At 31.8% G+C, this 24,426-nt stretch carries 23 protein-coding genes and 1 other annotated feature; of the genes, 22 read left to right on the top strand and 1 reads right to left on the bottom strand.

Features of this window, described 5'->3' with window-relative positions:
• The first annotated feature begins 291 nt into the window (after positions 1 to 291).
• From H0I23_RS14740 to H0I23_RS14715, 6 genes are all read left to right on the top strand, one after another.
• Positions 292 to 990 carry a DUF2064 domain-containing protein gene (locus tag H0I23_RS14740; RefSeq protein ID WP_216784049.1) on the top strand — a complete coding sequence of 233 codons (699 nt, stop codon included), beginning with the start codon at positions 292 to 294 and terminating at the stop codon, positions 988 to 990.
• Positions 991 to 1,084: 94 nt separating this feature from the next.
• Complete coding sequence (locus H0I23_RS14735; protein ID WP_216784048.1) at positions 1,085 to 4,303, top strand: SusC/RagA family TonB-linked outer membrane protein; 3,219 nt, start codon at positions 1,085 to 1,087, stop codon at positions 4,301 to 4,303.
• 5 nt (positions 4,304 to 4,308) lie between these two features.
• Positions 4,309 to 5,760 carry a SusD/RagB family nutrient-binding outer membrane lipoprotein gene (locus H0I23_RS14730; protein ID WP_216784047.1) on the top strand — a complete coding sequence of 484 codons (1,452 nt, stop codon included), beginning with the start codon at positions 4,309 to 4,311 and terminating at the stop codon, positions 5,758 to 5,760.
• Positions 5,761 to 5,764: 4 nt separating this feature from the next.
• Positions 5,765 to 6,820 carry a nucleoside hydrolase gene (locus H0I23_RS14725; RefSeq protein WP_216784046.1) on the top strand — a complete coding sequence of 352 codons (1,056 nt, stop codon included), beginning with the start codon at positions 5,765 to 5,767 and terminating at the stop codon, positions 6,818 to 6,820.
• Between the two features lies 1 nt (position 6,821).
• Positions 6,822 to 7,808 carry a phosphotransferase gene (locus H0I23_RS14720; protein ID WP_216784045.1) on the top strand — a complete coding sequence of 329 codons (987 nt, stop codon included), beginning with the start codon at positions 6,822 to 6,824 and terminating at the stop codon, positions 7,806 to 7,808.
• 240 nt (positions 7,809 to 8,048) lie between these two features.
• Positions 8,049 to 8,831 (top strand): patatin-like phospholipase family protein, encoded by a 783-nt coding sequence (locus tag H0I23_RS14715; RefSeq protein ID WP_216784044.1) that lies wholly within the window; start codon positions 8,049 to 8,051, stop codon positions 8,829 to 8,831.
• Here H0I23_RS14715 and H0I23_RS14710 read toward each other — a convergent pair.
• Entirely contained in the window at positions 8,828 to 9,877 is a 1,050-nt protein-coding gene (locus tag H0I23_RS14710) for a ferredoxin--NADP reductase (protein WP_216784043.1), read from the bottom strand. The genes H0I23_RS14715 and H0I23_RS14710 overlap by 4 nt on opposite strands.
• A 133-nt stretch (positions 9,878 to 10,010) precedes the next feature.
• Here H0I23_RS14710 and H0I23_RS14705 point away from each other — a divergent pair, with 133 nt between their 5' ends.
• The 16 genes from H0I23_RS14705 to dut all read left to right on the top strand — a co-directional run bounded on the left by H0I23_RS14705 (position 10,011) and on the right by dut (position 24,319).
• On the top strand, positions 10,011 to 10,415 hold the full coding sequence (locus H0I23_RS14705; protein WP_216784042.1) for a DUF2059 domain-containing protein: 405 nt from the start codon (positions 10,011 to 10,013) through the stop codon (positions 10,413 to 10,415).
• Between the two features lie 17 nt (positions 10,416 to 10,432).
• Positions 10,433 to 11,905 carry a DUF5687 family protein gene (locus H0I23_RS14700; RefSeq protein WP_216784041.1) on the top strand — a complete coding sequence of 491 codons (1,473 nt, stop codon included), beginning with the start codon at positions 10,433 to 10,435 and terminating at the stop codon, positions 11,903 to 11,905.
• Positions 11,906 to 11,951: 46 nt separating this feature from the next.
• On the top strand, positions 11,952 to 12,647 hold the full coding sequence (locus H0I23_RS14695; RefSeq protein ID WP_216784040.1) for an ABC transporter ATP-binding protein: 696 nt from the start codon (positions 11,952 to 11,954) through the stop codon (positions 12,645 to 12,647).
• A 291-nt stretch (positions 12,648 to 12,938) separates the two neighbouring features.
• On the top strand, positions 12,939 to 15,491 hold the full coding sequence (locus H0I23_RS14690) for a tetratricopeptide repeat protein (RefSeq protein ID WP_216784039.1): 2,553 nt from the start codon (positions 12,939 to 12,941) through the stop codon (positions 15,489 to 15,491).
• A 3-nt stretch (positions 15,492 to 15,494) separates the two neighbouring features.
• The gene (locus H0I23_RS14685) at positions 15,495 to 15,914 is read left to right on the top strand and encodes a polymer-forming cytoskeletal protein (RefSeq protein ID WP_216784038.1); all 420 of its coding nucleotides are present in this window, start codon (positions 15,495 to 15,497) and stop codon (positions 15,912 to 15,914) included.
• Positions 15,892 to 16,119 (top strand): AtpZ/AtpI family protein, encoded by a 228-nt coding sequence (locus tag H0I23_RS14680; RefSeq protein WP_216784037.1) that lies wholly within the window; start codon positions 15,892 to 15,894, stop codon positions 16,117 to 16,119. Before H0I23_RS14685 ends, H0I23_RS14680 begins: the two co-directional genes overlap by 23 nt.
• 5 nt (positions 16,120 to 16,124) lie before the next feature.
• A complete protein-coding gene (locus H0I23_RS14675; RefSeq protein ID WP_216784036.1) occupies positions 16,125 to 16,502 on the top strand; it encodes a DUF6168 family protein in 378 nt (125 codons plus the stop codon).
• Between the two features lie 95 nt (positions 16,503 to 16,597).
• Positions 16,598 to 17,794 (top strand): F0F1 ATP synthase subunit A, encoded by a 1,197-nt coding sequence (gene atpB, locus H0I23_RS14670; RefSeq protein ID WP_216784035.1) that lies wholly within the window; start codon positions 16,598 to 16,600, stop codon positions 17,792 to 17,794.
• Positions 17,795 to 17,833: 39 nt separating this feature from the next.
• A complete protein-coding gene (gene atpE / locus H0I23_RS14665; RefSeq protein ID WP_024482291.1) occupies positions 17,834 to 18,025 on the top strand; it encodes an ATP synthase F0 subunit C in 192 nt (63 codons plus the stop codon).
• Positions 18,026 to 18,118: 93 nt separating this feature from the next.
• A complete protein-coding gene (locus tag H0I23_RS14660; RefSeq protein ID WP_216784034.1) occupies positions 18,119 to 18,616 on the top strand; it encodes a F0F1 ATP synthase subunit B in 498 nt (165 codons plus the stop codon).
• 4 nt (positions 18,617 to 18,620) lie between these two features.
• Positions 18,621 to 19,160, top strand: a complete 540-nt coding sequence (gene atpH, locus H0I23_RS14655) for an ATP synthase F1 subunit delta (protein ID WP_216784033.1) — start codon at positions 18,621 to 18,623, stop codon at positions 19,158 to 19,160.
• Between the two features lie 57 nt (positions 19,161 to 19,217).
• On the top strand, positions 19,218 to 20,798 hold the full coding sequence (gene atpA / locus H0I23_RS14650; RefSeq protein WP_216784032.1) for a F0F1 ATP synthase subunit alpha: 1,581 nt from the start codon (positions 19,218 to 19,220) through the stop codon (positions 20,796 to 20,798).
• Positions 20,799 to 20,874: 76 nt separating this feature from the next.
• Positions 20,875 to 21,735: an ATP synthase F1 subunit gamma gene (gene atpG / locus H0I23_RS14645; RefSeq protein ID WP_216784031.1), complete on the top strand. Its 861-nt coding sequence runs from the start codon at positions 20,875 to 20,877 to the stop codon at positions 21,733 to 21,735.
• Positions 21,702 to 21,785: a sequence feature (Trp leader region), on the top strand. (Overlaps the previous gene by 34 nt.)
• A gap of 73 nt (positions 21,786 to 21,858) precedes the next feature.
• Complete coding sequence (locus tag H0I23_RS14640) at positions 21,859 to 22,374, top strand: hypothetical protein (RefSeq protein ID WP_216784030.1); 516 nt, start codon at positions 21,859 to 21,861, stop codon at positions 22,372 to 22,374.
• Between the two features lie 53 nt (positions 22,375 to 22,427).
• Positions 22,428 to 23,888: a lipopolysaccharide biosynthesis protein gene (locus tag H0I23_RS14635; protein ID WP_216784029.1), complete on the top strand. Its 1,461-nt coding sequence runs from the start codon at positions 22,428 to 22,430 to the stop codon at positions 23,886 to 23,888.
• Positions 23,885 to 24,319 carry a dUTP diphosphatase gene (dut, locus tag H0I23_RS14630; RefSeq protein WP_216784028.1) on the top strand — a complete coding sequence of 145 codons (435 nt, stop codon included), beginning with the start codon at positions 23,885 to 23,887 and terminating at the stop codon, positions 24,317 to 24,319. Before H0I23_RS14635 ends, dut begins: the two co-directional genes overlap by 4 nt.
• Positions 24,320 to 24,426 lie beyond the last annotated feature (107 nt).

Here is a 24,426-nt window from a genome sequence, read left to right as displayed (position 1 = left end):
TATTTATTCGTTTATTATTATATATCTTGGGCTCCACAAGCTTTTAAAAATTACATTTGGGAGAAATTTTATGTTTAAATAATTATGCTCTTGATAATAGAGTTACTCTTTTTAAAATTCTGTTTTAAAAAAAGTAGAGCACAACTGAAATTATTTTTGAATTTAAGCAAACCCTTTAGTAAGGTTTTTCGTAATTACACTGACAGATACTTTAAAAGTTAAGTATCTTTACTTTAAACATTTTTACTAAATAAATTAAGGTTATAACTATTTCATCGACCAACCCGATTAATGATACCAAATAATAATAAAACAGTTTTATTTGTTTTTTCACTTTCTGCTACAATCGAAGCGGAAAGGAAACCATTATTTGGGGTCAGCAAAAAAAATATATCAAAACAATTTTTTAAGCTCCTTAATCAAAATACACTTAATCTTGCAAAAGATAGTGGTGTTGATGTTGTTTGGGTTGACGAAACTCAGCAAAAAGGATCTACTTTCGCTGAACGTTACTTTAATGCATACAAGTCATTATTTAATGAGGGTTACGAAAAAGTTATCTCTATTGGTAACGACACACCTAACCTTAACGCTAACCATATTAGCCAAGCGATAAAATCACTTTCGCATCAACAAATGGTTTTTGGTCCATCTAAAGATGGTGGTATATACCTTTTAGGGTATACCAAAAATGCTTTCAATGAACAGGCTTTTAAAAACTTCTCTTGGCTTACGAGTAAACTTTCTGATGAAATAGAACGTTTTGCTATAGAAAAAGAACTTTCTTTTTCTGTTTTAGAAACTTTGATTGACATTGATTCGAAAAACAATGCTTTAGAATTTGCATATAGCAATCCTAAATCTAAAGTAAGCTCTTATATTTTATTTAATTACACGTCAGAAAAAAAGAAATTCGAAACTAGCACTTGCGGTTTTTCTTTTACTATACCACTTCATAATTTCTTTTTAAGAGGCCCTCCTACTTTATAGGTATTACAAAATCAAAATCAGCATAAAATAAATCTAGTATCATACTAGACTCCTTTTTTATGCAATTATTTTATCCAACCTATAAAACATTATTATGAAAATAGCACTTATAACTGTACTCCAGTTATTTGCAATTACTGTATTTGCTCAAACAAATACATATAAAGGAATTGTGGTAGACACTGATAAACAGCCAATACCCTATGCAACAATAAACGAGACAACAACAAATAACTACTCTGTTAGTTCTGACGACGGTAGTTTTAATTTTGAAACAAGTGCCAATAATTTTATAATTAATATTACATCAATTGGTTACAAAAGTCAAAATATCACAATAACCAATGGCAATTTTCCTCAACAAATTATATTAGAAACAGACACTGAACAATTGAATGAAATAGTGGTGACTGCTTTAGGTATTGAAAGGGAAAAGCAATCTTTAGTTTCAGCGGTAACCACTGTTGCTTCTGAAAAACTTACTGAAGTTACATTAACCAATGTTGTAAACAGTCTTGCTGGTCAAGTAGCTGGGGTACAAATTACGAATGGCTCATCAGGTGTTGGTTCTTCTTCACGAATTGTTATCCGTGGCGAAAATTCGTTAGGCGGTAGCAATCAACCCTTATTTGTTGTAGATGGAGTACCTATTAGCAATGAACAAATTACAAGTAATCTTGTAAATAATGGTGCATTACAAGAAGTAGATTTTGGTAATGGTGGATCTGAAATTAGTCCTGATGATATTGCTTCTATTTCTATACTAAAAGGTGCTGGTTCTGCAGCATTGTATGGGGCTAGGGCCGCTAACGGAGTAGTGGTTATTACCACTAAAAGAGGAAAGAATAAAAAAGGTTTTGGTGTTACAACTAGTAGCTCTTTAACTGTTGAAACATTATTAACACAACCTGATTACCAAAACGTATATGGTGGTGGTTCCAATGGTGCATATTCTTTTCAGAATGGCGCTGGAGCTGGAGTTAACGATGGTGGTTTAAGTAGTTATGGTCCAAGATTAAACGAAGGACTTTTAATCAATCAATTTGATAGTCCCTCTACAGATATTAACGGTAATACCGTACGTGCTGGTGATGTACTTGCAAGAACTTTTGCAGATGGCACCTACTCACCTATTACAGCAACACCTTGGGTATCTAACCCTGATAACGTCCGTAACTTTTTTGAAACAGGAATTACAAAGCAAAATAATATTGCTATAAATTCTTCAGGTGAAAACGGAAGTAGTCGTTTATCTTATAGTAGTTTAAGAAATGAAGGTATTGTACCTAATACAGATTTAGATAGAGATGGTATATCTTTAAGTGTAAATCAGATTTTAAGTGATAAACTTAATGTAAACGCTTTTGTAAACTATATAAACACCCGAAGTGGTAATCGCCCTAATTTAGGGTATGGATATGAAAACCCACTATATGGTTTTAATTGGACAGGCAGACAGGCAAACGTTGAGTCATTGAAAGACTACTGGCAAGCTGGCCAAACCAATGTTCAACATTTCGATATTAATTACAATTGGTTGACAAATCCGTATTTAACTGTTTTTGAAAACACTAATAGCTTTAATAAAAATAGGTTTTTAGGAAATGCTTCTGCTATTTATAATATTACTGATAAGTTTGATGTAACAGTTCGTGCAGGTATTGACACCTATAATGATAAAAGAGAATTTAGGCGTGCTGTAAGTACCAATGCAAATCCTGAAGGTTCATTTAGAGAAGACAATGTATATTTTCGAGAATTGAATACAGATATTTTACTCTCGTATAAAGATATCATCAATGAGGATTGGAAATATACTGTTGCTGCTGGTGCTAACCGTTTTGATCAAGACATTAAATACAGTTTCACTGAAGCGTCACAATTAGCCATTCCAGACATTTATACCTTAGCAAATTCTAAATCTGCTTTAGTTGCAGAGAGCAATTTATTTACCAAAAGGATAAATAGTATCTATGGAACAGGAAATCTATCCTATAAAAACTCCTTATATTTTGATTTTACCTACCGTAATGATTGGAGTAGCACATTACCAGAAAACAGCAACTCTTTTGGGTATTATTCTGCAGGGTTCAGTTATGTGGTAAGTAATATGTTTACCATGCCAGAGGCAATCACTTTCTTAAACTTAAGGTTTAGTGCTGCTAGTGTTGGTAATGACACAGATCCGTATCAAAACAATCAGAACTTTCTATTGAATCAAAATTATGGTGCAGATTTTAGGGTAACCAATGAAAATGTTCTAAAAAATGCCAACCTAAAACCTGAGCGATTAAATGCTTTTGAAACAGGTTTAGAAGCCTGGTTTTTAGATGGAAGGTTACAAATAGATCTTGCGGGATACCAGAATACCAGTGTAGATCAAATTATATCTAGACCCATATCACAAGCTAGTGGGTTTGCAAACTTTAACGTGAATGGTGGTAAAGTTCGCACTAGAGGCTTTGAAGCCTTAGTAAGCGGAACTATTATAAAGAATGCTGATTTTCAATGGCAGAGTTCTGCTAATTTTTCTACCTCTAAGAGTATTGTCACAGAACTTCCTGAGGGCGTAGACCAATTTGTGACTGGCACTGCAAACATCTTTTCTGGTGGTGGTGGTTCTAACACGGTATTTTACATTGCTCGTGAAAATGGTCGTGTTGGTGATATGTACGGAACAGGCTTTATAGAGGTTGACGGCCAAGTGGTTCACGATTCAAACGGATTCCCTATTCAAGATCCTAACCTACGCTTGTTAGGAAATTACAATGCAGATTTTCAAATTGGATTCAACAATAAATTCTCTTTCAAAAATTTAGATTTCACCTTCTTATTTGATTGGAGACAAGGCGGCACCATTGTTTCTAGAACAAAAGCTTTAGGTAGCACTTCTGGAGTTTTAAAAGAAACGCTTGAAGGCAGAGAAACTGGTATTATTGGTGCTGGTGTAGTTAATGTAGGTACTACAGATACGCCACAGTACGTAGCGAATACTACTGTAGTTTCTGCTCAAGATTACAACAACACTTTTTTTGATCGCGGTAATGAAGCCAGTGCTTTGTATGATGCCTCTTATGTAAAATTAAGACAGGTAAGCATCTATTACAATTTCCCTGATCAATTGGTAAGTGCTATTGGTTTTAATAAAATAAAACTAGGGTTAGTAGGAAGCAATTTATTGTTATTTACTGAAAACCCTCATTTTGATCCTGAATTAAATGCGTTACAAGAACAAAGTATTACTTACGGAGTAGAAGATTTTTCATATCCGTCTACGAGAAGCTTTGGTATTAGTCTAAAAACTGAATTTTAAGAAAAATGAAAAATTATATAAAGCTACTTTTAGCACTACTTATTTTTGGTACCGTTTTTACGGCGTGTACTGACGATTTTAATGAAATTAACGAAAACAATAATAATCCAGAAACGGTAAGTCCACAATTTTTATTGACGAACGTACTATCTGTTTCATCAGATTTAAATGCCTACGAACAAGGGTTTAGACAGTCTAATTATTTAGCCCAATTCTCAGCTAGTATAGAATTTGAACGTATAGATCGTTATGAAATGGGTTCTAATAGTGAATACTGGAATTCAATTTTCGGATTACTTTCAGACATTCAATCTATAAAAGCATCAACAACCTCTAATGAAGCTTACAATGCTGTGGGCGATATTATGCAGAGTTATTTATTCTCACAACTTACAGATTTATGGAATGATGTGCCCTATACAGAAGCTTTAGGCGCTTTAGATGGTGAGTTTTTACCAAAATATGATACGCAAGAAAGCATTTATACTGACCCACAAACTGGGATTATTGCCGTGTTACAAAAATCGGTTGCTACCTTAGAAAATAGCAACGCCACTATTGAAGGGGATGTTTTATTCAATGGTGATTTAAGCAAGTGGGTGAAATTTGCTAACTCCTTACAAGTACGCTATCTAATGCGTATTAGTAAAAGAAGTACTGATTTTAGTACACTACAAACCTTGGCAGATTCTGGTAACCTAATGCAATCAAATGCAGATAATGCCGTGGTACCTTATTTGAGTTCTGCACCAAATCAGTTTCCTTTATTCAACGCTCCTTCAGGTACCTATAATGAACACCGTATGACTGCTACTGCAGATTCTATCTTAAAGTCATGGAATGATCCACGTATGATAGTACTTTATAGCCCCACTCCTGCTACTAGCAACAATACAACACCAGAATATAATGGTTTAGGAAATGGGCAATCTACAAACACTATTGCAAGTAGTGGAGTCGATTTAAATAACATTTCTTTATTCGGAAGTATTTTCCGCGATGCTCCAGATGGTGTAGATGCACAATACATGCAATATTCAGAAACACAATTTGCATTAGCAGAAGCTGTTATTAAAGGCTATATCTCTGGAGATGCAAATACGTATTACGAAAATGCAATTACAGCTAGTTTTGATTATTACAAAACCGTTTTACCTGCAGATTATTTTACAAGACCTGAAATAGCTTTAGACGGAAGTGAAAATGATCTTACTAAGATACTAGTTCAAAAATGGTTTAGCCTAATTTCTGTAGGGCACGAAGCTTGGTTTAATGTCCGTAGAACAGGTATTCCTAATTTAAAAGCAGGACCTGATAATTTTAATGAAGGAAAATATCCCGTTCGGTATTTATATCCAGAATCAGAACAAGCTTCAAACAATGCAAATTACCAAGAAGCATCTGAAAGGATTGGCGGAGATAATATTAATAGTAAAGGATGGTGGGAAAAAGAATAAATTTATGAGACAAAAAATTAATCTAATCGGTATTTTATTAGGAATAACAGTGTTTAGCGCATGTAACTCTGAAAAGAAAAAAGATATTGCAGAAACTGAAAAAATAAAAACAGAGACTGTAATTGAAGAAAAGGTTGAAAGTAAAAAAATGGTATGGATTGATGCTGATTTAGCCGTTGGCAAGAAAAATATCAATAGACCTGGATATTCTGATGTTGATGATGGCTATGCTGTATTGCAATTATTAAATGCTGAAAATGTAGAAATAAAAGGGATGAGTACTGTTTATGGTAATAATAGTATTGAAAATGCTTTTGCTATTGGTAATTATATTAACAAAGAGTTTATCGATCATAAAATCTCCGTTTTTAAAGGTTCAGGAGAGCCTATTGACATAAACAACGTAAAGACAAATGATGCTGTAGAAGCTTTGGCAAGCGCTCTCAAAAAAGAACCTATGACCATATTAGCCATAGGCCCTGCAACAAACATTGGAATATTAATATTAAAATATCCTGAGCTGAAGTCACAAATTAAAGAAGTGGTTTTAGTTGCGGGTCGTAGAACACCAAATGATATTTTTAATATTGGTACGAAAGGTGTCAAAGCAAAAGATTTAAATTTTGATTTAGACAATGCTGCATTCCAAGTTCTTTTAGATTATGAAGTTCCTTTAGTGCTATGTCCTTTTGAAGTTTCTAGTAAAGTTTGGATTGAACAACAAGATTTAGATACGCTTAAAGCTTTCAATATACCAATGAATTGGTTGGCAACAGCATCACAACCTTGGTTAGAGCAATGGCAAACACAAGGCGCAACAGGTTTCAATCCTTTTGATGCTTTAGCTAGTCATTATATCATTTCACCTGAAGATATAATTTCCGAGCCTTTATTAGCGCGTTTAGAACTGCATCCTGATGACACTATAAAAGAAAATGAAAAGCAAGTATTTAAACAATACCTACTTTGTGATGACACCAAAGGAACACCAGTAAAATATTGCTTTGATGTGGCACCCGATTATCATCAAAAATTAATTGACAGTTATAAAAATAAATAGAGTGATAAAATTAAACAGTAATATAAAAGAATTAAACTCATATCTTCAAGCTAAAAATTGGCTTAACAGTGGAGAAACTATTCTTTCTGTAGAAAAACCAGGTGAGGGTAATATGAATTTCACACTTCGTATACGTACTGATAAAAGATCTTTTATTATAAAGCAAAGTCGTGATTATGTCGAAAAATACCCTCAAGTAGCAGCGCCAACTGAACGTGTTTTGCGTGAAGCTGAGTTTTACGCATTGATTGAAAATGTATCTAATTTAAAACAAATGATGCCTAAACTTATTGGTTTAGATCAAGAAAATAGTGTAATGCTTATGGATGATTTAGGTCCTGGGTCTGACTATTCATTCCTCTACAAAAAAGGAGAATTTATTTCAGAAGAAGCTTTATTTACTGTTATCGATTTTATCGCCAATTTACACAATAGTATAACAACGGATACTACTACTAAGAAAATTGTAAATCAGAAAATGCGCGAGCTTAATCATGAGCATATTTTCAAGTATCCGTATTTAAAAGAAAACGGAATTAACTTAAATGATATTCTGCCAGGTTTACAAGCACAAGCAAACCTATTAAAACAAGATGAAAAATTAAAAGAAGAAGTACTAAAATTAGGTAAACTATATCTAGAAGATGGTAATATATTATTGCACGGCGATTACTTTCCTGGTAGTTGGTTAAAAACAACATCAGGTATAAAAATTATAGACCCTGAATTTTGTTTTTTTGGTTTTGCTGAATTTGAAATAGGAGTTACAATTGCACATTTAAAAATGGCCGATCAGCCAGAAAAATTAATTGAAAAAGCATTAAATCACTATAAAAAATCTTGCTCATTAGATGATCGTTTATGTGAAAAATTTGTAGCTATAGAAATCATTAGGAGGATTATTGGATTAGCACAATTGCCTTTACAGATAGGTTTACAAAAGCGAATTATGTTATTAAAAGAAGCACAACATGTGCTTATAAAATAAGTATAACAGAATTTATCAATTAAAACAAAAACCAACCTAGCAGTTGGTTTTTGTCATTTATAAAAATAAGAGTACCCTATTAAACCTCAACAAGAAATAAAATTTAACCGATGAAATACATAATCTAATATAAAAAATACAATAATAAAAAATTAACAAACTGGCTGGTCTGAAAAATTGAATGTAAATACCATGATTTTTATAGTAAATTTGAAACAACTGCTTTAAAAATGGCTATTTATGACCAAAGAATTATCTAATAGTAAATCAATCGGATTAGTATTATCAGGTGGTGGAGTTCGTGGCATGGCTCACGTAGGTTTGATTAAAGCTATGAAAGAATTTGGAGTAGATGCCAAGATGGTTACAGGAAGTAGTGTTGGTGCTTTAGTAGGTGCTTTATACGCCAATGATATTTCTGCCGAAAATATGCTTCTTTTTTTTAAAGAAACACCTCTTTTTAATTATCATTTTTTAACGATTACAAAAGCTGGGTTTATTGATACAGATAGATATATAAATATTTTCGAAAAATATTTTCCTCAAAATTCTTTTGAGTCTTTAAAAAGAGAACTTCATATTGTTGCAACAAATATTCAAGATGGAGATGAAGTTTTCTTTTCAACTGGCGAGCTAATTAGACCTCTTTTAGCATCAGCAGCGTTGCCACCAGTATTTAGCCCTATCGAATTAAATGGCCAACTATATGCCGATGGTGGCATCATGAATAATTTTCCGTTAGAACCTCTTGAAAATAAGTGTGATTACATTATAGGTAGTAATGTTTCAATAGTAAGTAAACTACAACCGAAAGATTTAAAAAACTCTTTTCAACTAACAGGAAGAGTAACGAATTTAATGATATATGCTTCTGCTAAAAAGAAAATAAGATCATGTGATCTTTTATTAGAGTCTCCCGATTTAGAGCACATTCGAGTATTAGATAGAAAAGGCATAGAAAATGCCTTCACTATCGGATATGATTACGCTTGTAAAGAATTTGAAAAATTGCTTAACAATTAAACATCATCAAAATCTACTTTTAATGATGGTGTTAATGGGTGTGCTTGGCAAGTTAGTATCAAACCTTCTTCTATTTCTCCGTCAGTTAAAATCTGATTTTTAACCATTTCTGCTTTTCCTTCTGTAACGCGAGCAATACAACTACTACATACACCACCCTGACAAGAATATGGAGCATCAATATTTTCTTTTAGAATTGCATCTAAAACCAGCATTTTTTTGTCCATTGAAAATGAAAAAGTTTCATCATCTACAACAACTTCAATTTTAGTTTTACCATCTAAATTTTCAGCCATTGTATCTACAGTTTCTGATGATGTAAATAGCTCGAAGTGTATTTTATCTTTCGCTACTCCTGATTCTTGTAATGTATCAGAAACTACATCAATCATTTCTTCTGGCCCACATAAATAAAAGCCGTCAAAAGCAGTGTCTTTAAATTTATTCTTAACAATATAATTTACTGTAGAAGTTTCTACTCTACCAAAAAGTGCTCCTTCTTCTTTAACCCTACTAAATACATGCTGTACCGTAAATCTATCACTATACTTTTTTTGAAGATCTTTAATTTCTTTAGAAAACATCACTTCATCAGTATTTTGGTTTCCATAAACTAAAACGAAAGTACTATTTAAATGACTTTTTAAAACTGTTTCAGCAATACTCATAATAGGTGTAATACCACTACCTGCTACAAAACCAGCAACATGTTTTGCAGAATTACTTGGTTGAAAAACAAAACGCCCTTCAGGTGGCATTACCTCAAGAACATCACCAACTTTTATTTTATCATTTGCATATACAGAAAAGGTACCATCAGTAATTTTTTTAACTCCAACAGTAATTTTACCTGAAGCTGGTACAGATGAAATAGAATAAGCTCTTCTTACTTCAACACCACTTATTTCTTTACTGATTGTGATATATTGACCTGCACTAAATGTAAATGCATCTTTTAAATCATCAGGAACAGCAAAAGTAATGGCTACTGAACTAGAAGTTAATGGCTGTATATTGGAAACTTTTAAAGAATGAAAATCGCTCATAAAAAATATTTTATACAAAATTAAGCAAAGGTTAAACGATTTAAAACTGAAATGATAACAAAAACAATTATTCTAACTGTAACAATTCTTTTACTTTTAATACTTATTAATTACATTACATAAATCACGTACCATGAAAAAGTTATTTTTTGCTATTATTTTGCTTGCAACATTAAGTATTCAAGCTCAAGAAAATTCTGCAATTCAAGCAAAAGGAATTGAATTAATTAAAGTATCAGGTGGGGCTAGTGCCTTTGAAGATGCTATTGCACAGATTGGTGCTGGTGTCGGTGCTGACAATAAAGAAGCTTATAAAGCTGAAGCAAACGGTACTTTAAATGATATATACCTACAACTCGGTGTTTTATATGCTGAAGAGTTTACAGAAAATGAAATTGATGAACTTTTAAAATTTTATGAAACTGATTTAGGTAAAAAATTGAGTGTTAAACAAAATTTAATTTCGCAAAAAGCCATGATGATTGGTCAATCTTGGGGTGCGAAAGTTGCGCAAATAGCACAAAAATACGCGCAGTAATAATCTAAAAAACAACCATGCTAAAGCATTTTATCAATCTTCAATGGAAATCTTTTTTTAGAGCAGCTTCCTTAAAAAGTAATCTTGCAATTAAAATATTAATGGCATTTGCTGCTATTTATATGACTGTAGTTTTTATAGGCTTGGGTGTTGGTGTTTATTTTTTTATAGAAGATCAAAAAATTGGAGACCCTTTTACCATTGTAAATAAATACATAATTTACTATATAGTTGTAGACCTTGTGTTTAGATATATGTTACAAAAAATGCCTGTAACAAATATAAAGCCACTACTCTATCTTCCTTTCAACAAAAGCCAAATCGTTAATTTTTCAATAGGAAAAACTATAGTATCTTATTTTAATTGGTCTCATGCATTTTTTTTTATTCCTTTTTCCATTGTTTTATTAGTAAAAGATTATGAGCTATTAAGTGTAATCACTTGGCACATTTCAATTATTGCTATAATTTATTCTAATAATTTTATAAATATTATAATCAATAATAAGGATAGCGTTTTTTATCCAATTATTGCAGTAATAGCTATTTTAGCTGGTTGTCAATATTTTGAAGTTTTTGACATTACCACATATACCGCTCCTTTTTTTAATATGTTTAGTAGTACACCTTGGTTTTCAATTGTACTCTGGGCGATTGCAATAGGTTTATACTATGTTGCTTTTAGGCATTTTAAAAAGAATTTATACCTAGATGCTGGTTTAGCAACAAAACATACTGTTGTAAAAACAGAAGATTATACTTGGTTAAATCGTTTTGGTAACTTAGGAATATTTTTAAAAAATGATATAAAATTAATCAGACGAAACAAGCGGTCAAAAATGGCTGTAATAACAAGTTTTGTATTCTTATTTTACGGATTATTATTTTTCACGAACACTATTAAGGCATACGATGGCCCTGTATGGAGTATTTTTGCGGGCATATTTATTTCTGGTGGTTTCTTATTTAATTTCGGTCAATTTGTTCCAAGTTGGGACAGCTCTTACTACCCATTAATGATGAGCCAAAATATCAAATACAAAGAATACCTTAATTCTAAATGGTATCTAATAGTAATTGCAACAATAATAAGCACAATTTTAGCTTCTTTTTATTTACTAATCGGAGTAGATGCTTATTTAGCTGTGCTGGTTGGTGCCGTTTATAATATTGGTGTAAACTCGTATCTAGTATTATTAGGTGGTGCTTACACTAGAACACCTATTGATTTGACTTCTGCTAAAAAAGCATTTGGTGATAAGCAATCTTTCAACTTAAAAACAATTATGCTTACGATGCCAAAATTAATATTACCGCTTATAATTTATGCACTTGGTTATTATTTGATTAACCCAACTGCGGGTTATACTTTCGTTGCGGCATCAGGTGTTATTGGCTTTGTTTTTAAAAGTTTTGTTTTTAAAAAAATTGAAGAGATTTATAAAAAAGAAAAGTACAAAACCCTTTTAGCTTACAAACAAACCAATTAAGAAGTCATTAATTATTAATTTTTAGATTTTATAAAAAAATCGTTATATGATATCAGTTCAAAACCTATCAAAAACATATAATACAAATACAGTATTAAATATTGAAAGCTTAGAAATACCTAAAGGTCAAAGTTTTGGCTTAGTTGGTAATAATGGTGCTGGAAAAACAACTTTTTTCAGTCTTTTGCTTGATTTAATACAGCCAAGTACTGGTCATATTTTTAATAACAATGTACAGGTTAACATTAGCGAAGATTGGAAACCGTTTACTTCAGCTTTTATAGATGAAACTTTTTTAATTGGTTATTTAACCGCTGAAGAATATTTCTATTTCATAGGCGAGTTAAGAAACCAAAACAAGGCAGATATTAATGCTCTATTAAATGATTTTAAAGATTTTTTTCATGGTGAAATTTTAGGGCAGAAAAAATATTTACGAGATTTATCAAAAGGAAATCAAAAAAAAGCAGGAATTGTTGCCTCATTTATTGGCAACCCTGATGTTGTTATTTTAGATGAGCCTTTTGCTAATTTAGACCCAACTACACAAATACGTTTAAAGGAAATTATTAAAGATTTAGCTGCAAATAAAAATGTGACTGTTTTAGTTTCTAGTCATGATTTAATACATGTTACAGAAGTTTGTGAACGAATTGTTGTCTTAAACAAAGGTGAAATTGTAAAAGATATTAAGACATCTACAGAAACTTTAAAGGAATTAGAGGTCTTTTTTGCTGGGTAAAATAAAATAACTCGATTTAGACAAAACAGACTGTATAGTCTTTTTTGTAAATCTTATAAAGCCACTTCAAGTTAAACGACCTTAGGTTTTGAGTGTTAAAAATCAGTTTAACTACATAAATGTGTAAAAATTAAAACTTCGAGTGCGATTCAACAAACTACTTGGTTTGTAAAAAGTAACGCTGCAAAAAGTCTTTTTAAGTGTCTAGCCAAAATAAATGCACTATTTATCGATAAACTACATAATAATCAACCTTTTTTTAAGTTAATGTAAGTACATAAATACGTAAAATTGAAACTTCGGTTTAAACTTATTCTATCAGCACTAATTGGTTGCATGCTCTTTAATGCGTGTTCTACCAAAAAAGATGCATTCGTAAATCGCAATTGGCACGCGCTAAACACAAAATATAATGTACTGTATAATGGTAACATTGCTTTTGAAGAAGCCCGTGAAGAGCTCAACCTATCTTACCAAGATAATTATTGGGAGGTTTTACCTGTTGAACGACTTACGATTCGCGAAGAAATCATTTTAGATTCAGAAAATAAAAATCCAAAATTTGAAATTGCAGAAGAAAAAGCTGCTAAGGCCATACAAAAGCACAGTATGGATATTAAAGACGAAGAGCGCAACCCACAAACGGACGAAGCTTTTCTTCTTCTAGGAAAAACAAGATACTTTGAGCAGCGTTTTTTACCTGCCTTAGAAGCTTTTAATTACATTTTAAGAAAATACCCTCAAAGCGATAAACTTAATGAAGCTGCTATTTGGCGTGAAAAAGTAAACATACGCTTAGAGAATGATGAATTAGCTTTAAGAAATTTTAAAAGACTTTTTAAATTTGAGGTGCTAAAAGATCAAGAATATGCAGATGCTAGAGCTATGATGGCACAAGCCTATATTAACCTTAGCAAAATTGATACTGCCGTTCAAAATTTAAAAATAGCGTCTGCTTATACCAAAAAAAATCCTGAAAAAGGACGTTATTATTATATAATTGGTCAATTATATAACCAACTCGGCTATAAAGACAGTGCCAACTACGCGTTCAATAAAATTATTGATCTTAACAGAAAATCCCCACGTGAGTATATGATTAATGCTCACTTGCAAAAAATTCAAAATACAGATATCACTCCTGAAAATAAGTTAGAATTACTAGAGTATTTAACAGACTTAGAGGAAAATAGAGAAAACAGACCTTTTCTTGATAAAATATATCGACAAATTGCTGAATATCATTTAACAAACCAATCTGATAGTTTAGCTATTTCATACTTCAACAAATCGCTAAGAGCAACACTAAATAAGCCACAATTAAATGCGCTTAATTATGAAAACTTAGGAGAATACAACTTTGATAAAAATGAGTATAAAATTGCAGGTGCTTATTATGATAGTACACTCACCAACCTACCTGAAAACATTAAAAAATATCGTTTAATAAAAAAGAAGTTTGACAACTTAGAAGATGTAATTGCATATGAAGAAATTGTTCAATATACGGATAGCGTAATTACATTATACAATATGCCAAAAGATAAGCAATTTGCATATTTTGGTGATTACATAGCCGACTTGAAAGAAAAAGAGACTGCAGCTGCTAAAAAAGAAGAAGAACGTCAAACGAAGGGTGTTGCTGCTTTTGCCGAAACTAAAGGAGGAAAACAAAACAAAGGGAAGTTTTACTTTTATAATATTACAAGCTTAGGTTATGGTAAAACAGATTTTAGATCGCGTTGGGGTGATAGAACCCTAGAAGATAACTGGAGATGGGCTGATAAAGGCTCAACCATTTTATCTGATCAAGATTTTGTTGCGAATGATAATAAAAACACGACAAAAGAAATTAATGAAGATCAAAAATATTCGGTTGATTATTATATAAATCAAATTCCGACTGAAGTTACTGTAATTGACAGCTTAAAGACTGAAAGAAACCTTGCAAACTATCAATTAGGTTTAATTTATAAAGAAAAGTTTAAAGAGAATTTTTTAGCAGCTGGTAAATTAGAAACCGTATTAAAATCAGATCCAGAAGAGCGTTTAATATTACCATCAAAATATAATTTATATAAAATATACGAAGAATCTAACAGCCCTCTAGTGGCCCAGATGAAGCAAAACATAATTACAAATCACCCAAACTCTAGGTATTCAGAAATACTTTTAAACCCACAAGCCGTCTTACAGGGTGATGCAGAGAGTCCAGATGCCAAATATTCTGCTTTATATAAACAATTTTTAAATCAAGAATATTTAGCTGTAATCACAAATTCAGAAGAAAACATAAATAAATTTACTGGTGACCCAATTGCTCCTAAGTTTGAGTTATTAAAAGCAAATGCTATAGGTCGCATACAAGGGTATGATGCTTTTGAAGAAGCATTAAACTACGTAGCTCTTAACTATCCTAACAATCCGGAAGGTAAAAAAGCAAAAGAAATTATAGCAGATCAACTACCTAAGTTAGCCAATAAGGATTTTTTGACACCTAATTCTGCTAAGAAAGCAGAAAACTGGAAACTTGTTTTCTCATTTAAAATGATCGATAGTCAAAAAGCACAAGATTTAAAAGAACTCTTAGAAAAATCAATTGTAGACTTGAAGTACAGAAATAAAATTTCTATTGATGTCTATGATTTAGAGAATCAATTTGTAATAGCACATGGCTTTAGAAGTCAAGAATTTGCTTTAGGATATGCAGAATTATTAAAAAACAACAAAGATTACCTCGTACCGTATGATAATTTTGTAATTTTATCTTCGAACTATAAAGTTGTACAGGTTCATAAGAATCTAACAGCGTACAAAAAACACATTATAACCCCAAAACCGTAGCACATGTTTTCAGATAATAAAAAACCTAAAGGAATGACAGAATTAGGAGGACAACCAAATAGAATTGAAAAAAACACAAAAATAAAAGGAGATATCATTTCTGAAGCAGATTTCAGAATAGATGGTAAGCTAGATGGTAATGTAAAGACATCTGGTAAGGTTGTTATTGGTAAAGATGGTTATATACACGGTAAGGTAGAATGTGTTAATGCTGATATAGAAGGTAATTTTAACGGAGAACTTTTGGTTTCTGAATTACTTACTTTAAAATCGACTGCTGTTATTGAAGGTACTGTATCTGTTTCTAAACTAGCTGTTGAACCTGGCGCTACTTTTAATGCATCTTGTACTATGGGCAATGCTAAAGGTGGTAGCTTAAACAAAACAGGCAACACATCAAATGGAACCGCAAAAGCCTCTTAAAAAAGTAAACAAAGGGTTACAAACTGCTGCAAAACTATCTGGAATTGGTATTCAAATGGGTTTAACTATTTATTTGGGCAACCTATTAGGTACTTGGTTAGATGAAAAATTCGCTACCACTTACTTAGAAATTTCAGTTACACTTGTGGCTATTTTTATATCTATATATTCTTTAATTCGCCAAGCGAATAAACTTAACACATAATTACTTTGTTAAAATCTATCATTAACTACATTGTAGTTTTTTCAATACTATTCATTTTTTCAAAATATACTCATTTATATTTAGTTGAAGATGAGATCTCTTTTCCGCTGGGTAAGGTCTATTTATACCATTATTTATTCTCTTTAGGTATCTGCATTTTATTTGCATACTTAGCATCTGCTGAAATTTTAAAACAACAACTAGGATTTGTATACCTAGGAACACTTTTTTTAAAAATAATTTTCTTTGTAATTATTTTTGAAGAATTAGTCTTTGGCGCAACTCCATTACCTCGTATAGAGCGCTTTTATATGCTAGTTCCACTTGCTTTATTCTTAACCGTAGAGGTTCTTTTTATTTCCAAAATTTTAAAACGATTGTAGTTCATCAAGAATAACAAAAAAAAATATTTGATTTATATTTTTAATAACTACCTTTGCGCAAAATTTTAAGGGAGTAATTTTTCGAATCGTTTATAATGAATATAGCATCAAAATACATTAGTAGAGTAGCTTTATTAATTATCCTTATATCCTCATTTCAAGGGTTTTCTATGTCAGATCCTGAAAAAGAAGATCATGCTGAGGCTGTAAGTGGTAAAATAAATACTAAAGGGGATATTGACGATTATATCAAGCATCACCTTAAGGATTCTCACGATTTTCACCTTTTCTCCTATACAAATGATGCAGAAGAGACTAAACATATCGGTTTTCCTCTACCTGTAATCTTGTGGTCAAGTAATGGATTAACAACTTTTATGTCATCAGAATTTCACCATGATGATAATGGACAAGTTATTGTAGAACGTAACGGTTCTAAATTTGCAAAATTACACAGTGTAATTTATGAATTAGATGCTAACACAACTAACATCAACTTTGATGAAGAGCATCACCCAACAAATGCACATAAACCTTTAGATTTTTCGATTACAAAAAGTGTGTTCGGAATGTTATTAGCAGGTTTATTAATGTTATTCGGTTTCAGGTCTTTAGCTAGTGGATATAAAAAGAATGCGATACCTACTGGTTTTGCTCGTGTATTAGAACCTCTGGTTTTATATGTACGTGACGAAATTGCAAGACCTAACATTGGCGAAAAGCACTACCGTAAATTCATGGGCTTTTTATTAACCGTATTTTTCTTTATATGGGTGCTAAACTTATTAGGTTTAACGCCAATAGGTTTTAATGTTACGGGACAAATAGCTGTTACTGTATGTTTAGCCTTATTCACTTTTTTAATTGTTCAATTTAGTGGTAATAAAGAATATTGGAAACATATTTTTTGGATGCCTGGAGTACCTGTACTTATGAAAATAGCACTTATTCCTGTTGAATTATTAGGAATATTAACTAAACCATTTTCATTATTTGTACGTTTATTTGCAAACATTACAGCAGGTCACTCAGTAGTTATGGGTATTGCAGCTTTAATGATTTTATTGAAAGCACAATTCGGTACAGTAGGCGCAACAGGTATATCTGTATTTTTAACATTATTTTTAACCGTAATAGAATTATTAGTTGCCTTTTTACAGGCCTACATTTTTACTATGTTATCGTCATTATTTATTGGTATGGCTGTAGCGGAACACGATCATGATCACGAACATGATGATCATGGCCATGAAGTAAGTGATGTAGAAGATGTAAGAGCAGATTTTATTTAACAAGAGTTTATTTTTTAATTTAATATAAATCAATTTAGTATGTACAATTTAATTGGAGCAGGATTAATCGTAATCGGTGGTGGTATCGGTTTAGGTATGATTGGTGGTAAAGCAATGGAAGGTATTGCTCGTCAACCTGAAGCAGCTGGTAAAATCCAAACTGCGATGATCATTATCGGAGCATTATTAGAAGGTTTAGCATTCGGTGCTTTACTTTTAGGTAAAAACTAATTTCCGATCAAAGCAAATTGAAGCACAGTATTAACGGTTGGTTACTACTGTGCTTTAAAAAGTAAACTAACAAATAATACAGAATAACATCGTATGGATATTTTTAACGATTTTCCGATAGGCTTATTTTTCATGCAAGCTTTCATACTATTAATCTTAATTGCATTAATGGTTAAATTTGCTTGGAAACCAATTTTGAATTCTTTAAACGAAAGAGAAACGGGTATAGCAGATGCATTAGCTGCTGCTGAAAAAGCTAAAAAAGAAATGCAAAATATTACTGCTGATAGTGAGCGTTTATTACAAGAAGCTCGTACAGAAAGAGAAAGCATGATTAAAGAAGCACGTGACATTAAAGATAAGATGTTAGCTGATGCTAAAGATCAGGCTAAAACTGAAGGTGATAAAATGCTTAAGCAAGCTCAAGAAGCTATTGAAGGTGAAAAGAAAGCTGCTGTTGCTGATATTAAAAATCAGGTAGCTTCTTTATCAATTGAAATAGCAGAAAAAGTTATAAAAGAACAATTATCTAACGGAGACAAGCAATTAAAATTGGTTGAAGACATGTTGGGTGACATAAAATTAAACTAGGAGCATGAGCGAATCTAGAGCTGCGGTACGATACGCAAAAGCAACATTAGACCAAGCCGTTGAAAATAAGGCTTTGGAGGCTTTAGAAAACGATATGCGTTCTATTGCACAAACAATTAATGAAAGTAAAGAGCTTGCTGACACATTAAGTAGCCCTGTAGTTAAAAGTTTAGATAAGAAAAATATCTTATTAGAAATTTTTAAAGATGCAAATGCAGTTACAAAAAGCTTAATTGGAGTTTTAGTAGACAATAAAAGAATTGGTCTATTAAATGAAGTTGCTCAAAAATACATCATCTTAAATGAAGATTTAAAAGGACAAGGTGTTGCTTTTGTAACCACTGCAGTTCCTTTAACTTCTGATTTAGAAAAGAAGATATTAGAAAAAGTAGTAGAATTAACAGGGAAAAAAGTCGTTATTGAAAGTACTATCGATGAAAAAATTCTTGGTGGTTTTGTACTTAGAGTAGGAGATTTACAATACGATGCTAGCATCGCAAGTAAATTAAGTAATTTAAAAAGAGAGTTTACAAACAGTTTATAATTATAATAACGTGGTTACAAAGTATAAATTTGTACTACAACTTATATCTTTAATAACATGGCAGGAGTAAAAGCCGCTGAGGTATCAGCAATATTAAAACAACAATTATCAGGATTTGAAGCTACAGCCTCTTTAGACGAAGTAGGTACGGTTTTACAAATCGGTGATGGTATCGCAAGAGTTTACGGATTATCTAATGCACAATACGGTGAGTTAGTTGAATTCGAAGGTGGATTGCAAGGTATCGTTCTAAACTTAGAAGAAGACAACGTTGGTGTTGTACTATTAAGTCCTTCTAGAGATATTAAAGAAGGTACTGTAGTAAAACGTACACAAACAATTGCTTCTATTAAAGTTGGTGAAGGTATTGTTGGTCGTATTGTAAACACATTAGGTAAACCTATTGATGGTAAAGGCCCAATTTCTGGTGAACTTTATGAATTACCTTTAGAGCGTAAAGCTCCAGGTGTAATTTATCGTCAGCCAGTTACTGAACCTTTACAAACAGGTATTAAAGCAATTGATGCTATGATCCCAGTTGGTAGAGGACAACGTGAGTTAGTTATTGGTGACCGTCAAACTGGTAAAACTACAGTTTGTATCGATGCTATCTTAAATCAAAAAGAATTTTACGATGCTGGCAAGCCAGTATATTGTATATATGTTGCTATAGGTCAAAAAGCATCTACAGTAGCAAACATTGCACAAACACTAGAAGATAACGGAGCTTTAGCATATACAACTATCGTTGCAGCTAATGCATCTGACCCTGCTTCTATGCAAGTATATGCTCCATTTGCAGGTGCTGCAATTGGTGAGTACTTTAGAGATACAGGTAGACCAGCTTTAATCATCTATGATGATTTATCTAAACAAGCGGTTGCTTATAGAGAAATTTCTCTTTTATTAAGAAGACCTCCAGGACGTGAGGCATACCCAGGAGATGTATTCTTCTTGCATTCTAGATTATTAGAGCGTGCTGCTAAAGTAATCGCAGATGATTCTATTGCAAAAGATATGAATGATTTACCTGATTCTTTAAAGCCTATAGTTAAAGGTGGTGGATCATTAACAGCGTTACCAATTATTGAAACTCAAGCTGGTGATGTTTCTGCTTATATCCCAACAAACGTAATTTCGATTACAGATGGTCAGATATTCTTAGAGCAAGATTTATTCAACCAAGGTGTACGTCCTGCAATTAACGTAGGTATTTCTGTATCTCGTGTTGGTGGTAATGCTCAGATTAAATCAATGAAAAAAGTATCTGGTACACTTAAGTTAGATCAAGCTGCTTTCCGTGAGTTAGAGGCTTTTGCTAAATTTGGTTCAGATTTAGATGCAGCTACATTAAGTGTAATTGAAAAAGGACGTCGTAATGTTGAAATTTTAAAGCAAGCTCAAAACGATCCTTTTACGGTAGAAGATCAAGTAGCAATCATTTATGCTGGTTCTAAAAACTTATTGAGAGATGTTCCTGTTACTAAGGTAAAAGAATTTGAACGTGACTTTATTGAGTTTTTAAATGCTAAGCATAGAGATTCTTTAGATTCTTTAAAAGCAGGTAAATTAACAGACGAGGTTATTGATGTATTAACTTCAGTTTGTAAAGATTTATCAGCTAAATATAAAAAATAGGTATTAAGTACAAAGTACTTAGTATAGGGTTGTTTGTAACTAATAACTTTATACTAAGTACTAAATACTATAAAATATGGCAAACTTAAAAGAAATACGTAACAGAATAGCATCAGTATCTTCTACTATGCAGATTACCAGTGCCATGAAAATGGTATCTGCTGCTAAATTGAAGAAAGCTCAAGATGCAATTACTGCTATGCGTCCTTATTCTGACAAACTTACTGAGCTTTTACAAAGCTTGAGTGCTAGTTTAGACGAAAACACAGGCAACCAGTATGCTGATAACCGCGAGGTAAACAAAGTATTAATAGTATCTATAACTTCAAACAGAGGTTTATGTGGTGCATTTAACACAAACGTTATCAAGCAAAGTTTACTTCTTGCAAACCAAACGTATGCAGGAAAACAAGTAGATTTTATCGCTATCGGTAAAAAATCGAATGATGCTTTATCAAAAAAACATACTGTACTTAATAATTATAGTTCTGTTTATGATAACCTAACGTTTGATAATGTTGCTGAAATTGCAGAAGAATTAATGGATAAATTTACCAGTGGTTCTTATGATAAAATTGAAATTGTTTATAACAAGTTCAAGAATGCAGCTACTCAAATTATAATGACTGAGCAATTTTTACCAATTGTTCCTGTATCTAGCACAGAAACTGTTAGTGCTGAATATGTTTACGAGCCTTCTAAGACCGAAATTGTAGAACAATTAATACCAAAATCACTTAAAACACAATTATACAAGAGTGTTAGAGATTCTTTCGCTAGTGAGCACGGGGCACGTATGACAGCAATGCATAAAGCCACAGATAACGCTACAGAAATGAGAGATCAATTGAAATTAACATATAACAAAGCAAGACAAGCTGCTATTACGAACGAAATTTTAGAAATTGTTGGTGGCGCTGAAGCATTAAGTAATTAATACTTTTATATTCTATAAATACAAACCCCGCTAAAAGCGGGGTTTTTTGTTTTAAACTCTTAACTAAAATGTTTGGCACTAAAATTGGGTTTTATATCTTTATAAAGTACTAAATACCAGATTATGAAAAACTTAATATACTTAACAACAATGCTAATTACTATTAGCAGTTGTTCATCTCAGAAAAAACTACAAGAAAATGCTCCATTCAAAGTATCAACACCTACAAGTCAAAAATGGGTTGGTGGTAAAGAGAAGAGCGGTTCAGGAACTGAAGTTAAAATTCCGATTAGTCAAATAAAAGATGAAAATATAGCGATGCAGCAGTTATATTTTAGAGGAAAAATTACTGATGTTACTTATGAAATAAATAATGGTAAGAGATATATACTTGCTAAATTTTTAGACAAAGAATTTCACCAAAATGATATCATCATGCATGGTAACATTAAAAATGAAGTAGGTAATCGACCACCTAAGCTAGAAAAAAACGAAAATGAACAATTTCCTTTTGTTATAGAAAATAACGAAGCCATACTCTCTTATATTGAAAAAGACGGTAAAAAAGTTAAATACATTAAAATTACTGGAATTAAACAAAAACAACCTTTAATATATTCAAGTAAACAGATGAACTAACTTTGTACACAGGCATTTAATACCTACTTTTGAGGCCTAATTAGAATAATTTTTTGAGCCTAATAAAAAATCTTTTTAAGCAAACCTTTATCTACGGATTAGCTACGGTTCTTCCGAGGATGCTGTCATTTATATTGGTGAGAATATATACAGATGCGATGGCACCAAGCTTATATGGCGAGGTATCTATTATATTTTCATGGTTTGCCATTTTTAATGTCATACTCGCCTATGGTATGGAAACTGCTTTTTTTAGATTTTACCATAATACAGAAGATAAAAACAAAGTAGTTTCAACTGCATTATTATCTATAGCAGCCTCAACTATATTGTTTTTTATACTATCGTTAATACTACAAAGTCCACTAGTATCTATTACTGGTATTCATCCAAAATATATAAAATACGCCATATATATATTAGCGCTAGATGCTTTAGTTATAATTCCATTTGCCTGGTTAAGAGCAAATGAAAAGCCTTTAAAATATGCAATATTAAAAATTGCAAATATTTCAATTAATTTAGGGCTTAATTTATTCTTCTTAATTGCACTACCCAAAATAATAGCTACAAACAGCGATTCTTTCTTTTCTTCAATTTATAAAGAAGATTTTCAGGTATCATATATTTTGATCTCAAACTTAATAGCCAGCGGAATAACACTTTTATTTATGCTTGGACTTTATATAAAAAACACATATGTTTTCGATAAAGAGTTGTGGAGAAAAATGATGAAATATGCTATGCCCGTATTACTAGCAGGAATAGCATTTACGATAAACGAAGTATTTGATAAAATTTTATTGGAAAAATTATTACCAGAGAATATTGCAGAGGCTGAAATCGGAAAATATGCAGCTTGTTATAAACTAGCATTATTTATGACCTTATTTTCTACTGCTTTTAGAATGGGTATTGAACCTTTCTTTTTTAGTCATTCTAAATCTGAAAATCCACAAAAAACATATGCTCAAATTACAAATTACTTTGTAATACTAGGTAGTGTAATATTATTATCTGTCGTAGTTTTTGCTGATGTTTTAAAAATTATTTTCGTAAACAATACAGCTTATTGGGAGGCAATGAAAATTGTACCCTTAATTATTCTTGCAAACTTTTTCTTGGGTATATATCATAACTTATCGGTATGGTATAAAGTAACAGATAAAACAAGGTATGGAGCTTTTATATCTTTTATAGGTGCCTTTTTAACTATTGTAATTAATATAACCTTAATACCATACATAAGCTATATGGCTTCTGCAATTGCAACAGTTGTAGCGTACGGAACAATGATGTTTTTATCATATTACTATGGAAAAAAACACTATCCAGTACCCTATAACATGCGAAAAATAGGTTTCTACCTATCCGTTTCTATACTTTTTTCTATCTTATCGTTTTACATTTTTGATAGAAGCTTAGTAATCGGTTCTATTCTTTTACTTTTGTTTTTAGCATTAGTATATAAATTAGAAAATGAAAAAATAAGACAAATACTTTTAAAAAAATGACGATTAACATTATCAACAAATCATCACATGATTTACCGCATTACGAAACTGGTGCATCAGCAGGAATGGATCTTCGTGCAAATATTTCTGAAGCAATTACATTACAGCCTTTAGAGCGTTCTATTATCAAAACTGGTTTATTTATTGAACTACCCGTAGGTTTTGAAGCGCAAGTAAGACCACGTAGTGGCTTAGCTGCAAAAAAAGGAGTTACAGTATTGAATGCTCCCGGAACAATAGATGCAGACTACAGAGGCGAAATTGGTGTTATTTTAGTTAATTTATCGAATGAGCCTTTTGTGATTGAAAATGGAGAACGAATAGCACAATTGGTTATTGCAAAACACGAACGTGCTGAATGGGTTGTTGTTAGCGAATTATCAGAAACTAAAAGAGGCGAAGGTGGCTTTGGGAGTACCGGTGTTAAATAATTTACAATATTTCGCAAAACAAATATGTAATTAAAACGTTGCTGTTTTGAGCATGAAAATTGCTCATCAAAATAAACACAATCATTAATAAATTGATATCATAATAT

The sequence above is a fragment of the Cellulophaga sp. HaHaR_3_176 genome, from assembly GCF_019021925.1.
Taxonomy (GTDB): domain Bacteria; phylum Bacteroidota; class Bacteroidia; order Flavobacteriales; family Flavobacteriaceae; genus Cellulophaga.
Note: the sequence above shows the minus strand (reverse complement) of the source record. Positions and strands in the feature narration are given on the sequence as shown.